17 protein-coding genes are annotated in these 15,007 nt (G+C 65.2%); 11 read left to right on the forward strand and 6 right to left on the reverse strand.

Features of this window, described 5'->3' with window-relative positions:
* Positions 1-60: 60 nt before the first annotated feature.
* Positions 61-1,443 (forward strand): MFS transporter, encoded by a 1,383-nt coding sequence (locus tag EV669_RS11190; RefSeq protein WP_054287068.1) that lies wholly within the window; start codon positions 61-63, stop codon positions 1,441-1,443.
* The gene (ssb, locus tag EV669_RS11195) at positions 1,422-1,931 is read left to right on the forward strand and encodes a single-stranded DNA-binding protein (protein WP_132098717.1); all 510 of its coding nucleotides are present in this window, start codon (positions 1,422-1,424) and stop codon (positions 1,929-1,931) included. The genes EV669_RS11190 and ssb overlap by 22 nt, the downstream gene beginning before the upstream one ends.
* Positions 1,932-1,989: 58 nt before the next feature.
* Here the strand turns inward: ssb and EV669_RS11200 are convergent, their stop codons facing one another.
* Complete coding sequence (locus EV669_RS11200) at positions 1,990-3,303, reverse strand: NAD(P)/FAD-dependent oxidoreductase (protein WP_132098718.1); 1,314 nt, start codon at positions 3,301-3,303, stop codon at positions 1,990-1,992.
* Between the two features lie 118 nt (positions 3,304-3,421).
* On the reverse strand, positions 3,422-4,042 hold the full coding sequence (locus EV669_RS11205; protein WP_132098719.1) for a hypothetical protein: 621 nt from the start codon (positions 4,040-4,042) through the stop codon (positions 3,422-3,424).
* Between the two features lie 177 nt (positions 4,043-4,219).
* Between EV669_RS11205 and rsxA the strand changes: the two genes are divergently transcribed.
* The 9 genes from rsxA to rraA all read left to right on the forward strand — a co-directional run bounded on the left by rsxA (position 4,220) and on the right by rraA (position 12,327).
* Positions 4,220-4,801, forward strand: a complete 582-nt coding sequence (gene rsxA / locus EV669_RS11210; RefSeq protein WP_055434306.1) for an electron transport complex subunit RsxA — start codon at positions 4,220-4,222, stop codon at positions 4,799-4,801.
* Positions 4,798-5,370, forward strand: coding sequence for an electron transport complex subunit RsxB (rsxB, locus tag EV669_RS11215; RefSeq protein ID WP_200906510.1), 573 nt, complete (start codon positions 4,798-4,800; stop codon positions 5,368-5,370). The genes rsxA and rsxB overlap by 4 nt, the downstream gene beginning before the upstream one ends.
* Positions 5,367-7,211: an electron transport complex subunit RsxC gene (rsxC, locus tag EV669_RS11220; RefSeq protein ID WP_132098720.1), complete on the forward strand. Its 1,845-nt coding sequence runs from the start codon at positions 5,367-5,369 to the stop codon at positions 7,209-7,211. Before rsxB ends, rsxC begins: the two co-directional genes overlap by 4 nt.
* Complete coding sequence (locus tag EV669_RS11225) at positions 7,211-8,227, forward strand: RnfABCDGE type electron transport complex subunit D (protein ID WP_055434308.1); 1,017 nt, start codon at positions 7,211-7,213, stop codon at positions 8,225-8,227. The genes rsxC and EV669_RS11225 overlap by 1 nt, the downstream gene beginning before the upstream one ends.
* Positions 8,224-8,844 carry an RnfABCDGE type electron transport complex subunit G gene (locus EV669_RS11230; protein ID WP_054286851.1) on the forward strand — a complete coding sequence of 207 codons (621 nt, stop codon included), beginning with the start codon at positions 8,224-8,226 and terminating at the stop codon, positions 8,842-8,844. The genes EV669_RS11225 and EV669_RS11230 overlap by 4 nt, the downstream gene beginning before the upstream one ends.
* Positions 8,845-8,863: 19 nt before the next feature.
* Positions 8,864-9,574, forward strand: coding sequence for an electron transport complex subunit E (locus EV669_RS11235; RefSeq protein ID WP_054286852.1), 711 nt, complete (start codon positions 8,864-8,866; stop codon positions 9,572-9,574).
* Complete coding sequence (nth, locus tag EV669_RS11240) at positions 9,571-10,206, forward strand: endonuclease III (RefSeq protein WP_132098721.1); 636 nt, start codon at positions 9,571-9,573, stop codon at positions 10,204-10,206. The genes EV669_RS11235 and nth overlap by 4 nt, the downstream gene beginning before the upstream one ends.
* A 38-nt stretch (positions 10,207-10,244) precedes the next feature.
* Complete coding sequence (locus EV669_RS11245; protein ID WP_132098722.1) at positions 10,245-11,756, forward strand: DegQ family serine endoprotease; 1,512 nt, start codon at positions 10,245-10,247, stop codon at positions 11,754-11,756.
* A gap of 82 nt (positions 11,757-11,838) precedes the next feature.
* Entirely contained in the window at positions 11,839-12,327 is a 489-nt protein-coding gene (gene rraA / locus EV669_RS11250; RefSeq protein ID WP_235445688.1) for a ribonuclease E activity regulator RraA, read from the forward strand.
* On the opposite strand, the gene EV669_RS11255 is transcribed toward rraA, so the two are convergent.
* The 4 genes from EV669_RS11255 to panB form a co-directional block, all read right to left on the reverse strand.
* Positions 12,229-12,765: a GFA family protein gene (locus tag EV669_RS11255; RefSeq protein ID WP_132098723.1), complete on the reverse strand. Its 537-nt coding sequence runs from the start codon at positions 12,763-12,765 to the stop codon at positions 12,229-12,231. The two genes, rraA and EV669_RS11255, sit on opposite strands and share 99 nt — an antisense overlap.
* A 151-nt stretch (positions 12,766-12,916) precedes the next feature.
* On the reverse strand, positions 12,917-13,297 hold the full coding sequence (gene panD / locus EV669_RS11260; protein ID WP_054286879.1) for an aspartate 1-decarboxylase: 381 nt from the start codon (positions 13,295-13,297) through the stop codon (positions 12,917-12,919).
* A 66-nt stretch (positions 13,298-13,363) separates the two neighbouring features.
* The gene (panC, locus tag EV669_RS11265) at positions 13,364-14,197 is read right to left on the reverse strand and encodes a pantoate--beta-alanine ligase (RefSeq protein ID WP_055434312.1); all 834 of its coding nucleotides are present in this window, start codon (positions 14,195-14,197) and stop codon (positions 13,364-13,366) included.
* Positions 14,198-14,207: 10 nt separating this feature from the next.
* Entirely contained in the window at positions 14,208-14,999 is a 792-nt protein-coding gene (gene panB, locus EV669_RS11270; protein ID WP_054286856.1) for a 3-methyl-2-oxobutanoate hydroxymethyltransferase, read from the reverse strand.
* Between the last annotated feature and the right edge of the window lie 8 nt (positions 15,000-15,007).

A 15,007-nucleotide genomic window follows, 5' to 3' on the forward strand; every position in this document is an offset into this window, starting at 1 on the left:
CAGACTCTACCTGCGCCGTCCGGATGGTCGGCGCCGTCTTGTCTTTGGTGACACTTTTCCATGAATTCGCTTGAACTACGTGCCAGTCTTGGCCTGGCGGGGGTGTATGCCCTGCGCATGCTGGGCATGTTCCTCATCCTTCCCGTCTTTGCCCTCTATGCAAAGACCCTGCCTGGCGCCACCAGCCTTACCTGGGTGGGGATTGCCCTAGGCAGTTACGGCCTGACGCAGGCCCTGCTCCAGCTTCCCTTGGGCATGCTGTCCGACAGGGTTGGCCGAAAGAAGGTCATCTACGGCGGGCTCCTGCTGTTCGCCTTGGGCAGCTTCATCGCCGCTGGCGCGCACGACATCTACTGGCTGACGTTCGGTCGGGTGGTCCAGGGCGCGGGCGCAATCTCGGCGGCGGTGACAGCCCTGCTTGCCGACCTGACGCGCGAGGAGAACCGTACCCAGGCGATGGCGATGATCGGTATGAGCATCGGCACCACTTTCGCCGCCAGTCTGGTACTCGGGCCGCTGCTGGCGCATTACATCGGGGTGAACGGCATCTTCGCACTCACCGGTGTGCTCACGCTGATGGCCCTGCTGGGCGTGAAGTTTCTCATCCCCGATCCGGCCGTCTCGCGCTTCCACTCCGACACCCAGGCCAACACCGGCCGGCTGTCCGCAGTGATGAGAAACAGGGAACTCCTGCGGCTGAACTTCGGCATCTTTGCCCTGCACGGCGCACAGATGGCGATGTTCGTCGTCATTCCCTTCGCACTCACGCAGACGGGCGGCCTCGACAAGTCGGAACACTGGAAGGTGTACCTGCCGGTGGTGATCGCAGGCTTCTTTTTGATGGTGCCAGCCATTATCTATGGTGAGAAAAAGGCCAAACTCAAGCAGGTATTCGTGGGCGCGGTAGCACTGATGGCACTGGCTCAGCTGGGGATGGCGCTCACCCTCAGCACCTTCTGGCAGATCGTTCTGTGGCTGGCCTGCTATTTCGTGGCTTTCAACATCCTCGAAGCCACGCTGCCCTCGATCATTTCCAAGATTGCCCCGGCAGACGCCAAGGGAACAGCCATCGGCGTGTATAATACCGCCCAGTCTTTCGGCCTCTTCCTCGGTGCGGCGGCGGGTGGCTGGCTTTACAACCACTACGGTAGCACCGGTGTCTTCGGCTTCACCGGCACGTTGATGCTGGCCTGGCTCCTCATGGCGATCACCATGAAGCCGCCGCGCGCGGTCAAGTCAGTGATGTTTCACATCGGTGACACCAGTGCCGATGCCGCCCAGCGACTATCCCAGGCACTGGCTGCGGTAGCGGGCGTCGAAGAGGCCGTCGTCGTGCGCGAAGACGGTGTGGCCTATCTCAAGGTGGCCCAGCATGGCTGGGACGAGGCAGCCGTCCAACAACTCATTCAGGAGAGCAACACATGGCGTCCGTCAACAAAGTAATCCTTGTCGGCAACCTCGGCCGCGATCCGGAAGTGCGCTACATGCCCTCTGGCGACGCCGTCGCCACACTGGCCATTGCCACGAGCGAAACCTGGAACAACAAGCAGACCGGCCAGCGCGAGGAGCTGACCGAATGGCACCGCGTGGTGTTCTTCGGCAAGACCGCCGAAGTGGCCGCGCAGTATCTCAAGAAAGGCAGCTCGGTCTACGTGGAAGGCTCGATCCGCACCCGCAAGTGGACGGACCAGAGCGGCCAGGAGCGCTACAGCACCGAAATCCGCGGCGACCGCATGCAGATGCTGGGCGGCCGCAGCGGTGGTGGCGCCAGCGCACCGATGGATGAGGGCGGCTACGGCGGTGGCAGCCCGCAGTATGGTAGCGGAGCCCCCCAGCGCCAAGAGTCGCAGACCCCGCCGCCGGCACCTCGCCGTCCGGAGGCCAAGGCAGCACCCAAGTTCGACGACATGGATGACGATATCCCGTTCTGAGCCGCCTACCGCGTTCACAAAAGCCCCAGCGCCCCCGCTGGGGCTTTGCTTTTGGCGCTCAGTGCAGTTTGATCCGCGGCCGTCGCACGCGGTCGATCATCTCGGTCAGGGTGATGAGCAGCATGCGTCCGACCCCCGACACCGCCATCTGGTGTCGCTTGTGCAGCATCCAGTACATCCATTTGGCGATCTGGCCTTCGATAAACAGACTGCCGTGCGAGAGGCTGCCCATCAAGCTGCCTACCGAAGAATAGCCGGCCAGCGAGACCAGCGAGCCCCGGTCTCGAAAAACATAGGGATGCAGGGGGCGCCCCTTCAGGAAGCGCTCAATGTTGTCGGCGAGCTGGAGAGCCTGCTGATACGCAGACTGCGCCCGGGCCGGGGCCCAGCTGCCGTCTGGCAAGGGGCAGGCGGCACAGTCGCCCAGCGCGAAAACAGTCGGGTCACGGGTGCTCTGCATGGTGGGGTGCACCACCAGCTGGTTGAGCTTGTTGGTTTCCAGCCCGCCGATCTCATGCAGGAAAGGGTGAGCCTTCACGCCGGCAGCCCAGACGGTGACGGTGCTTGGCAGGACCTTGCCACTCTTGAGTGCGACGAAGTCAGGCCCGACCTCGGTCACACGCTCGCCGGTCAGCACCTGTACCTGCAGCTGGGCCAGCTCGCGCCGGGCAGCCTCGGACAATCTGGGCGGCAGCGCGGCCAGGATGCGGTCGCTGGCCTCCACCACGGTGATCGTCAGGTCGGCGTCCGGGTCCACCCGGTCCAGTCCGTAGCTGGCAAGCACCTTGGCTGCCTCGTGCAGCTCTGCCGCGAGCTCCACCCCGGTTGCGCCGCCGCCAATCAGGGTGACAGCCATGCGCGGCCGACCGGGTGCAGGCGGGAGATTCTGGGCGCGCAGGCAGGCATCGATCAGGCGCTCGTGAAACCGCCGTGCCGTGGCCGGGGTATCCAGGCGGATAGCGTGTTCGGCCACGCCGGGGGTGCCGAAATCGTTGGTCTGGCTACCCACCGCTAGTATCAGCAGATCGTATTCCAAGCGCCGCTCCGGCAACACTTCGCTGCCGTCTTCTCCGGTCAGCGGGGCCAGCACGACCTCGCGTCGGGCACGGTCCAGACCGGCCAGCGACCCTTGCCGGAAGGTGAAGCCATGCCAGCGCGCATGCGCCAGGTATTCGATTTCCTCGGCATGGCTGTCATAGCTACCGGCAGCCAGCTGGTGCAGTACCGGCTTCCATACATGGGTGCGTTCGGCATCCACCAGCGTGATGCGGGCCTGCTGGCGACGCCCGAGACGATGGCTAAGGCGGGTGGCCAGCACCAGCCCGCCGGCCCCGCCGCCAACGATAACGATATGCGGAACGGTCTGGGTCATTGCGTGCCTCCGGGCGATCTGGATTCAATGGCTCAGAGCGTTTGCAAAAAAAATGCCCGCCGGCTGGCGGGCAAAACGCTCGAGGAGAACATTCACGCGGGCAAGCGCCGCGCCCGCGTCATACATTTCGGCCGCTTTCGGCCAACATCAGCGCTTCCAGCCAACCCTGCAATGCTTGGGCCTGCTGTGCTTCCTCCACCGATACCAGCCGGAACCGCCCGGACAGGTCTTTTTCCTCCTCGGCCTCGGCCAGGGTGGCCAGGGCCGCCCAGCCGGCGCTGTCCGCCAGAAGGACACTGATGGCGGCAAAGAGCACCTGCTGCAGAGGGGTGTCGGCACTGGCAGCCGCTTCTACCAGCCCCCCCAGCATGCATCCGATGCGCTCTGCATCAGCACTGGGCTGAGCGGCTGGCACATCCAGCCTGGCGAGGGCCTCCATAGCGGTTTCCAGCTGCCGTCCGAGCTCGGCCCGCAGGCCGACGACCTCGTCGTGAACCGTAGGAGGCGTCGCCACCCCTTCGGGCAGGTTGGCCGAAAGCACGGCACGCAAGGGTGCATCGGCGATCGTGTCGGCCACACGCTGCACCGCCTCTTCCAGCAGGTTGTACAACCGGATGCCGGTCTGCAGGGCGGCGATACGTTGCAACAGGTGCGCGGCCAGCGGCTGGAGCGCCAGCACGGGAGCGGGCGAAAGGGCATTGTCGGCACGTTTCAGTGCTGCGGTCGGAGCTGCGTCCATACTCGTCTTCCTGATAAAAGGGCTGCACGCGGCTGCGTGCCCCCATGCGGCAGCAACCGCCATGCCCTGATGCCAGGTCGCCGCCATGCCCTGCCACGTCGCAGTAACAGTTGAAGGCAACGAGGCGCAGCCTCATAATTTCACCTTTTGCTAATGGGCCCCTGGCGGGCAGCGGGAATGGAATTCGGACACTACGCGCTGATCCTTGTCAGTGCGGTACTCGTCAACAATGTGGTGCTGGTGCGCATCCTGGGGCTGTGTCCGTTCATGGGCGTGTCCAAGAAGCTGGAGCCGGCCATCGGTATGGGTGCAGCCACCACGTTCGTGCTGACGCTGGGATCGGGCAGCAGCCATCTGATGAACCTGCTGCTGACCGCCTTGGGGCTGGAATACCTGCGCACGCTGTCGTTCATCCTGGTGATTGCGGCCATCGTACAGTTCACCGAGATGGTGGTCAGGAAGACCAGCCCGCTGCTGTATCAGGTGCTGGGCATCTACCTGCCGCTGATCACCACCAACTGTGCAGTGCTGGGTGTGCCCCTGCTCAATGTGCAGGAAAGCCATACCTTCTTCGAGTCGCTGTTATTCGGTTTCGGCAGCGCGGTAGGCTTCAGTCTGATCCTGATCCTGTTCGGCGCGATGCGCGAGCGGCTGGAAGGCGCCGACGTACCGGCGGCCTTTCGCGGCACGCCCATCGCCCTGATGACGGCAGGACTGATGAGTCTGGCCTTCATGGGCTTTTCGGGGCTGGTGAAATGACGCTGCTCAATGCCCTGCTGCTGATGGCCGCGGTTGCGCTGATCCTGGGGGCAGTGCTCGGCTATGCGGCGGTGAAGTTCCGGGTCGAAGGCGACCCGCTGGTGGAGAAGATCGACGCCCTGCTGCCGCAGACGCAGTGCGGCCAGTGCGGTCACCCCGGCTGCCGTCCATATGCCGAAGCCTTGGCCGAAGGCCGGGACACGATCAACCGCTGCCCACCGGGTGGCGAGGAAGGTATCCGCAAGCTGGCCGATCTGCTAAATGTGGAGTTTCTCCCCTACGACGGAGAAGTGGCCCCCAAGCTGCCGGCGCTGGCCCGCATCGATGAGGACCGCTGCATCGGCTGCACACTGTGCCTGCAGGCCTGCCCGGTGGACGCGATCGTCGGCGCAGCCAAGCAGATGCATACGGTGATTGCCAGCGAATGCACTGGCTGCGAGCTATGCCTGCCCCCCTGCCCGGTGGACTGCATCCACATGGAAACCGTCGCCCCTACGCTGTCCACCTGGAAGTGGCAGTACCCTGTCGTCCCCCTGACGCCTGCGCCCGCAGGCAAGCGTGCCGCATGAGAACGCTCTACGACTTTCACGGCGGCATCCATCCGCCCGAGAACAAGCTCCCGTCCACCACCAGCCCGATCGCCACCCTGCCCTTGGCGCCCTTGTTGCATGTTTCGATGGCCCAACACACTGGCAACCCCGCACGGCCATGCGTGGCCCCCGGTGACCGGGTCGAACGCGGCACGCTGATCGGGCGCCCGGACGGCACGCTCTCGGCCGCAGTACATGCGCCCGCCTCTGGCACCGTGGTGTCGGTGGGGCCAGTGGTACAGGCGCATCCCTCCGGGCTCTGTGAACTCACTGTCACCCTCGAGACGGACGGACAAGATCGCCGCGCCGCGCCTACGCCCCTGACAGACTGGGCCAGCCGCAGCGAAGACGAAGTTCGGGCCTTTCTTGCCAGCATGGGCGTGGTGGGCCAGGGTGGTGGTGTATTTCCCAGCCATCTCAAGCTCAATGCGCGGGCGCTGGAGACCCTGGTGGTCAACGGTGCGGAATGCGAGCCCTACATCACCTGCGACGACCGCCTCATGCGTGAACGCGCCGGGCGCATCGTAGAAGGCGCGCTGATCGCTGGAACGCTGACGGGCGCGCGGGAAATCGTGGTCGGCATTGAGGACAACAAGCCCGAGGCCCTGGCCGCCATGCAGGCCGCCGCCCGCGGCACCCGCATGGAAGTGGTGGCCATTCCCACCAAGTACCCGTCCGGAGGGGCCAAGCAGCTGATCCGCATCCTCACCGGCAAGAAGATTCCGCATGGGGTGCGCTCCACTGCCATGGGCGTGCAGTGCTTCAACGTCGGCACGCTCTATTCGCTCGCCCAAGCCGTCCTGGAAGGCGAACCCGTGGTGTCGCGCATCGTCACCCTGACCGGTTCGGTGGCCCGCCCGCTGAATGCCGACGTGCCCTTGGGTACGCCTGTCGACTGGCTGATGCAGGCCGTCGGCCGCAGCGCGGACAGCGACGGCGTGCTGATGGGCGGGCCCATGATGGGTAGCCGCCTTCCAGCGCTGGAGGCGGGTATCGTCAAGGCCACCAACTGCCTGATCGCTACCAGCCCCGCCCTGTTCCCGCCGCCGCCACTGTCGATGCCCTGCATCCGCTGCGGCGACTGTGCCAACGCCTGCCCGGCAGAGTTGCAGCCGATGGACCTGTACTGGTTTGCCCGGGCGCGCCAGTTCGACAAGGCGCGCGCTTGGCAGCTGTTCGACTGCATCGAGTGCGGCGCCTGCAACAGCGTCTGCCCTAGTGCCATCCCACTGGTGGATTACTACCGCTTCGCAAAGAGCGAGATCTGGGCGGAAGAGCGCGAGAAACAGGCAGCCGACCGTGCCCGTGCCCGGCACGAGCAGCGTCTGGCGCGCATCGAACACGAGAAAGCCCTCAAGGCCGAGCGGCTCGCCCAGAAGTCCGCAGCGGCCAAGGCTGTGGCAGAAGCCGTTGCGACCTCTACGACCGACCCAGGCAAGCCTCCGGCCAGCGTTCCCGTGGACAGCGCCAAGAAGGCCGCCATCGAGGCTGCCATGGCCCGTGCCGCCGCACGCAAGGCAGAGGCCGCCCAGACACAGTCCGGCGTTTCACCCGAGGCTTCGGCCAACCCTCTCCCACCCGCCACACCTGTCACGGCGATGGACCCGGCCAAGAAGGCCGCCATCGAAGCTGCCATGGCCCGCGCCGCCGCACGCAAGGCAGAGGCCGCCCAGACACAGTCCGGCGTTTCAGCCGAGGCTTCGGCCAACCCTGCCCCACCTGTCACGGCGATGGATCCGGCCAAGAAGGCCGCCATCGAGGCTGCCATGGCCCGCGCCGCCGCACGGCGCGCAGCCACCGAACAGAAGGAATCCCGTTGATGCCGTTTGTCCCGCATGCCACCCGTACGGTCCGGGTTTCGCGCGTCATGTTCAAAGTCCTGCTGGCCCTGGTACCTGCCTTCGGCGTGTATTGCTGGCTCTGGGGCGCGGGCGTGCTGGTGCAGTTGCTGCTGGCGGTGTTCACCGCACTGTTGGCGGAGGCTGCCATGCTGCGTCTGCGGGGACGGCCGCTGGCACCGTCGCTGGGTGACGGCAGCGCCCTCCTTACGGCAGCGCTGCTGGCCCTGGCGATGCCCCCTCTGGGGGTGTGGTGGCTGATCGTGCTCGCCACGCTGTTTGCCATCGTTCCCGGTAAGCAGTTGTACGGCGGGCTGGGCCATAACCCCTTCAACCCGGCGATGGTAGGTTTTGCCGCGATGATCGTCTCCTTCCCCTCGCAGATGGGACAGTGGGGCTCGCCCCTGTCACCGCTGTCTACGGCGGAGCAGATCCGCTGGATCTTCCTGCGCACGCCACCGGCAGGCAGCTTTGACGCACTCTCATCGGCTACACCGCTGGATGCGCTCAAGACTGGGCTTCTGGGTGGGGGTGAGGTGTCCCGCCTGGTCGCCTCTCCGCTATATGGCCACTTCGGCGGCGCCGGTAGCGAATGGCTAGGCCTGGCAGTGCTGGCGGGCGGACTGTGGCTGTGGCGGCAACGCATCATCAGCCTGCGCGCGCCGCTTGGCCTGCTGTGCGGCCTGCTGGCCCTGGCGTTGCCGCTGTGGCTGGTCATGCCGGAACGCTTTGCCAGCCCCGGTTTTCATGTCCTGACTGGCGCTACCCTGCTGGGCGCCTTCTTCATCGTCACCGACCCGGTCACAGGGCCCACCACGCCCCGCGGTCAATGGCTGTTCGGATTCCTGGTGGGCGCGCTCACCTATCTGATCCGTGTCTTTGGTGGCTATCCCGATGGTTTGGCGTTCGCCGTACTGATCTTCAACATCGCGGTACCATTGATCGACACGCTGACCCGGCCGCCTGCCTTCGGTCAGGCGAAAGGGGCGCGACGATGAGCGAAGCCACCCGCGAGGCCCTGCGCCAGGCAAGCCGGCTGGGCGTGTTCACTCTGGTCGTGACGACCGTCCTGGCCGGCACCTACACCCTGACCGGCGACATCGTGGCGGCCAACGAGGCCGCCGCCCGCGAAGCGCTGATTGCTCAGACCCTGCCGCCCGGCGCGTTCGACAACCAGCTGGGCACCACCCGGCGCCTGCTTCCGCCGGAGGCAGTGCGCGAGCTGGGCGCCCCAGTCGAAGCCAGTCTCTACACGGCGCGGCTGCACGGCCGGATCAGCGGCCATGTTTTCGAAACCGCCGCACCCAACGGCTACGGCGGGCGCATCCGCCTGCTGGTGGGGATCCGCGCCGACGGCCGGCTCGGCGGCGTGCGCGTGATCGCCCACCGGGAAACGCCGGGTCTGGGCGACTACATCGACCCGGCCAAGAGCCCCTGGGCCCGTCAGTTCGAAGGGCTGCCCGCCAGGCCGGGCACCCAATGGAAAGTGAAGAAGGACGGCGGCCAGATCGATTACATGGCTGGTGCCACCATCTCGGCCCGTGCGGTGGCCGGAGCGGTGGCCCGTACCGTGGCTTACTACCATGCCCATCACGACGCCCTCGTCAGCGACTAACTTACGGCAGAACATGCACATGACAAGCGAAACTCTGCCCGACCCGGCACCCGTGCCCGGCCCGTGGCGCACCATCTTTCTCAACGGCCTGTGGAAGCAGAACACCGGCCTTGTCCAGTTGCTGGGTCTGTGCCCGGTGCTGGCGATCAGTACCAGTATCATCAACGGCGTCTCGCTCGGCCTGGCCACCGCGCTCGTCACCGCCCTCTCCGGCGGGGCAATCGCTGCGGTGCGCGATCACATCCCCAGCGAAATCCGCAACCCAGTGTTCATCCTGATCATCGCCGCCCTCGTCACCTGCGTGGACCTGCTGATCAACGCTTATCTACACGGTCTGTATGCGGTGCTGGGCATCTTCATTCCACTGATCACCACCAACTGCATCGTCATGGCGCGTGCCGAAGCCTTCGCCTCGCGCAACCCGGTGCGGGCATCGATGCTGGACGGCTTCTCGATGGGGTTGGGGCTGACACTGGTGCTGGCGGTGCTAGGCGCGGTGCGCGAACTGCTTGGACGGGGCACGCTGCTCTCCGGCGCCGAACTGGTGTTTGGCCCGGCGGGCAAGGCCATGACCCTGCATCTGGGCAGCGGTGCCAGCCCTGGTTTCCTGCTGGCCCTGCTGCCGCCCGGGGCCTTTTTCGGCCTGGGCCTGCTTGTTGCTCTAAAGCAGTGGCATGAGGCCCGTCAACGACAGCAAACAGCCGCCACAATACGGGAAATTGCAACGTGAATCCGGCCAAGCGTCATGAGATCTTCCGGCGCCTGCAGGCGGCCAACCCGGCGCCCACCACCGAACTCGAGTACCGTACGCCCTTCGAGCTCTTGATCGCCGTCATGCTGTCGGCACAAGCCACCGACGTCAGTGTGAATAAAGCCACCCGCAGGCTGTACCCGGTGGCCAACACGCCCCAGGCAATCCTGGCGCTGGGGGAGGAAGGCCTGACGGAATATATCCGCACCATCGGGCTGTACCGCACGAAGGCGCGCAATGTGGTCGCCACCTGCCGGATTCTGCTGGAGCAGCATGGCGGCGAAGTGCCGCAATCGCGTGCGGCACTGGAGGCCCTGCCCGGCGTCGGCCGCAAGACCGCGAACGTGGTGCTCAACACTGCCTTCGGCCAACCCGTGATTGCGGTGGACACCCACATCTTCCGGGTGGCCAACCGTACCGGTCTGGCCCCTGGGAAGGATGTGCGTGCGGTGGAGGAAAGGCTGATGAAGGTAGTGCCACCGGAGTTCCGGCAGGATGCCCATCACTGGCTGATCCTTCACGGCCGCTACACATGCAAGGCGCGCAAGCCCGAATGTGGGCGCTGTGTCATCGTCGACCTCTGCGAATACCGGGCAAAACCGGTATCATAGAAACCCGTTGGCGTACCGGCTTGGCATACGCCGGACGCATGCAGCCCTCGAAAGGACGATTCGTGAACGTATATCTTCGCGCAGCCACCATCGCCACCCTGACGGCGACGCTTATGACCGGCTGCGACAAGATCGAAGCCCTGTTCAAGAAGAACGAACCGCTCTCCACCGTGGCCGTTCCTGCCAAGCAGGATGGCACGGTGCAGATGCTGTTGCCGGACTTCACCCAGCTCGTGGACCGGGAAGGCCCAGCCGTGGTCAATATCCAGGCAAGCCGCACCGAAGCGGCCGCGCCAGCACAGAACGAGCTCCCCTTCCCCATTCCGGAAGACGATCCTTTCTACGACTTTTTCCGCCGCTTCATCCCCAACCCGAACGCCCAGCCCGAGCCGCAGCAACCCAGCGAGAGCGTCTCGTTCGGGTCCGGCTTCATCATCAGCGAGGACGGCTTCGTGCTGACCAACGCCCATGTGGTTTCGGGCAGCGGACAGATCAAGGTGATGCTGACCGACCGGCGCGAGATGAAGGCACGGCTGGTCGGTCTGGACAAGCGTACCGACGTGGCAGTGCTCAAGATCGACGCTTCTGGCCTGCCGGTGGTCAAACCGGGCAACCCGGCCGACCTGAAGGTGGGCGAATGGGTGGCCGCCATCGGGGCGCCCTTCGGCTTCGAGAACTCGGTCACCGCCGGCATCGTTTCTGCCAAGGGCCGCAGCCTGCCGGACGAGAACTACGTCCCCTTCATCCAGACGGACGTGGCCATCAACCCCGGCAACTCCGGCGGCCCGCTGTTCAACCTGAAGGGTGAGGTGGTCGGCATCAACTCCCAGATCTACAGCCGGTCGGGCGGCTTCATGGGCATCTCCTTCGCCATCCCGATCGATATCGCCATGAATGTGGCCGAGCAGATCAAGTCCAAGGGCAAGGTCAGCCGTGGCCAGCTGGGGGTGCATATCCAAGAGGTCACGCAGGAGTTGGCACAGAGCTTCGGCCTGAAAAGCCCGGCCGGTGCGCTGGTGGTGCGCGTGGAGCCCAAGGGCCCGGCCGCGGGCAGCGGACTGGAGGTGGGCGACATCATCCTGCGGCTCAACGACAAGCCGGTGGCCACCTCGAAAGACCTGCCGATCATGATCGGAGCTTTCCAGCCCGGCGCCAAGGTGCGCCTCGGCGTATGGCGCAAGGGTCAGGAAAAGGACATCACCGTCACTCTGGGCGAGCTCTCCGGCGACCCTACCCCGCAACCGCAGCAGGAGCAGCCTCAGACCTCCCCGCAGAGCTATCAGTTTGGCCGCCTCGGCCTGACGGTGGCCGAACTCACCCCAGCTCAGCGTAACGAACTGGGCATCAAGGGCGGACTGATGGTCCAGAAAGCGCAGGGGGTGGCGGCGCGGTCCGGTCTGATGCACGGCGACGTCATCGTCGGCCTCAATCAGACTGAGATCACCACCGTGGCCAGTTTCGAGAAGGCCCTGGCTTCGGCCAACGGCAGCATCGCACTTCTTATCAGGCGCATGGACAACACACTGTTCGTGCCGCTGCAGATACAGTGATTCCAGGCCGCCGCAAGGCGGCCTTTTTCTTGGCGAGGCGCCCGGCAGAGGCGCCCTCTGCAACGCAAGCACAAGGAGAAAGATGAAGATGGACTTCCAGACTACCGATCTTTGCGATGCCCACGAGGAGGCCGTCCGGGTAGTGGATCCGATCCTCGGATCCTACGGCGGCACCTCGCGCTTTTTCGGGCGCATCGAAACGCTGAAGCTGTTCGAGGACAACAGCCTCGTGCGCGAGACGCTGGGCGAGCCCGGGAATGGCCGGGTACTGGTGGTGGATGGTGGCGGTTCGCAACGCTGCGCCCTAGTGGGCGACCAGATCGGGGAACTTGCAGTGCGCAACGGCTGGGCCGGGGTGGTGGTCTATGGCTGCATCCGTGACAGTGTCGCCTTGGGCCGGCTGCCCTTGGGCATCCGTGCGCTGGCAACGCACCCGCGCAAGTCGGTCAAGCGTGGTGAGGGCCAGCGGGGTCTAGCCGTTACCTTCGGGGGGGTCACCTTCCAACCCGGCGAGTGGCTGTTTGCCGACGAGGACGGCGTGATCGTCTCCCGGGAGCCGCTCCTCGGCTGAGCCGGGCAACTGGGCAGCCTGGGCCGGCGTCAGCGGCCGGCCCCTGCGAAACTGCGCATACGCCGGCAGATCGGCCAGATGGTCGATCCATGGCAGCCGCTCCCGCCACCAAGTATGGTCTTCCGGTACCAGCCGCTCTGCCTGGTCCAGCGTCGCGGCCGTGATGTCGATCTCGTCTCCGGCAGCCTCGTGGTGGTAGGACAGCGGAGTGCCACAGTGCGGGCAAAACCCCCGCTCTACCGCTGCCGAGGAGCGGTAAAGGGTACGGGCGGTTCCCCGCCATTCCACCTCCGCATCCCGGACTGTAAACCAGGTCACAAAAGCCGCCCCGCTGGCCTTGCGACAGCTCTGGCAGTGGCAGTGGGTGATAAAAAGCGGTTCGCCGCGAACCTGATAGCGCACCGCGCCACACAGGCAGCTTCCGGATAGCCATTCCATGCGTCTCTCCTTTTCCTTACTATCCGGCAAGCTGGGCAGCTTGCCAACCTCCGGCATCACCGCTGCGCACGCCCTGCCCACCCTGCGGTCGGGGGGCGTAGCATAAAAGCAAACGGCCCCGCTTGGCGGGGCCGTTTTGCGAGGGCGCCGGTCAGGCCGGCTGCACCGGAGTGCTGCGGTCGATCTGCGCCGGCTGGTTGTGGCCATCCACAAACACCAGACGCGGCTGGTGCTGTGCGATCTCGCTGTCCTCGAAATGGGCAAAGGTAGCGATGATCAGAAGGTCACCGGGTGCAGCGCGACGCGCGGCCGAGCCGTTGACCGAAATGGTGCCGGAACCGCGCTCGGCACGGATGGCATAGGTTACGAACCGCTCGCCGTTGGTCACGTTCCAGATGTGCACTTCCTCGTACTCACGGATGTCGGCCGCTTCCAGCAGGTTCTCGTCGATCGCGCAGGAGCCGATGTAGTGCAGTTCGGCGTGCGTGGTCGTCACCCGGTGGATCTTGGATTTGAGCATCGTGCGCTGCATGTCTTGCCTTTCCTCGTGAACGGGCTGCATCGGGCAGCCTCGCATGAAACCGTCTCAACGCCTGGGTCAGCGATAGACTTCGATGTTATCGATCAATCGGGTGCGTCCCAGACGTGCTGCGGCCAGCACTACCAGCCGTGGCTCGCCGGCATGCGCCACCTCCAGCGTGTCGGCTTGGCGCACCTCGACGTAGTCCACTCGCCAGCCATGTTGCTCCAGCTCCCGGCTGGCGGCTTTCTCAAGGCTGGCATAGTCGCTGTCGCCAGCCAGCAGGGCGGTTCGGATGCCAGAGAGTACGCGGTAGAGCCGCGACGCCTCGCTGCGCTCCGCCGGGCTGAGATAGCCATTGCGGGAAGAGAGAGCCAGCCCGTCCTCGGCACGTCCGGTATCCACCGGCACGATGGTAACCGGCATGTTCAGGTCGTCGACCATGGCGCGGATGACGTGTAACTGCTGGTAGTCTTTCTTGCCGAAGCAGGCCACGTCTGGCTGCACAATATTGAACAGTTTGGTCACCACAGTGGCCACGCCGCGGAAGTGCCCAGGGCGGAAGGCTCCACACAGCTCGTCCTGGATGTGCGGAGGCTCGACGTTGAAATCCTGACGTACACGTGGGTACAGCTCGCGCTCGTCCGGGAAGAACAGCACGTCCACGCCGGCGGCCTCCAGCTTGGCGCAGTCGGAGTCAAAGGTGCGTGGATAGGCGTCGAAGTCTTCCCCTTGGCCGAACTGGAGGCGGTTGACGAAGATGCTGACGACTACGCTGGTCGCCTGGCGGCGTGCCTCGGCAACCAGCGCCAGATGGCCTTCGTGGAGGTTGCCCATCGTGGGAACGAAGGCAACGGGGCCGGCCGAACGGCGCCATGCGCGCAGCTCGGCAATGGAACGGATGACCTGCATGGAAAACCTTTCAGAAGCAGTGTTCGGCGGTAGGGAAGGTTCCGTTCTTGACGGATTCGACATACGCCTTGACTGCCGCCTGGATGGAAGGGGCGCCGTTCATGAAGTTCTTCACGAAGCGGGCCTTCTTGCCCGGATACACGCCGAGCATGTCGTGCAGCACCAGCACCTGGCCGCTGACATCGGGGCCGGCTCCGATGCCGATGGTGGGTACGGAGAGGGTTTCGGTCACACGACGGGCTAGATCGGCCGGGACACACTCCATCAGCACCAGGCTGGCGCCGGCGTCGGCCAGACGCTGGGCATCCTCAAGGATGCGCTCGGCGTCGGTGGCGGACTTGCCCTGCACTCGGTAGCCACCGAAGGCGTTGACGAACTGTGGCGTCAGGCCGATGTGGGCACAGACCGGAATGCCCCGCTCGACCAGAAAGCGTACGGTGTCGGCCATGAAGCCACCGCCCTCGAGCTTGACCATGTGGGCGCCGGCCTGCATCAGCCGCGCGGAGCTGGCAAAGGCCTGGGCCAGGCTCTCCTGATAAGCGCCAAAGGGCAAGTCCGCCAAGACCAGGGCGCGCGAGGCGCCGCGCGCCACGCAGCGGGTGTGGTAGACCATCTCGTCCAGTGTGACAGGCAGCGTGGAGTCATGCGACTGCACCACCATCCCCAGCGAGTCCCCGATCAGGAGGATGTCGACGCCGGCCTCGTCCAGCAAGGCGGCAAAGCTCGCATCGTAGCAGGTCAGCATGGAAATCTTCTGCCCTTCGGCAGCCATTTTCTGCAGGGTGTTGACAGTGGTACGCATGGGATGGG

Source organism: Gulbenkiania mobilis (assembly GCA_004346645.1).
Taxonomy (GTDB): Bacteria; Pseudomonadota; Gammaproteobacteria; order Burkholderiales; family Chromobacteriaceae; genus Gulbenkiania; species Gulbenkiania mobilis.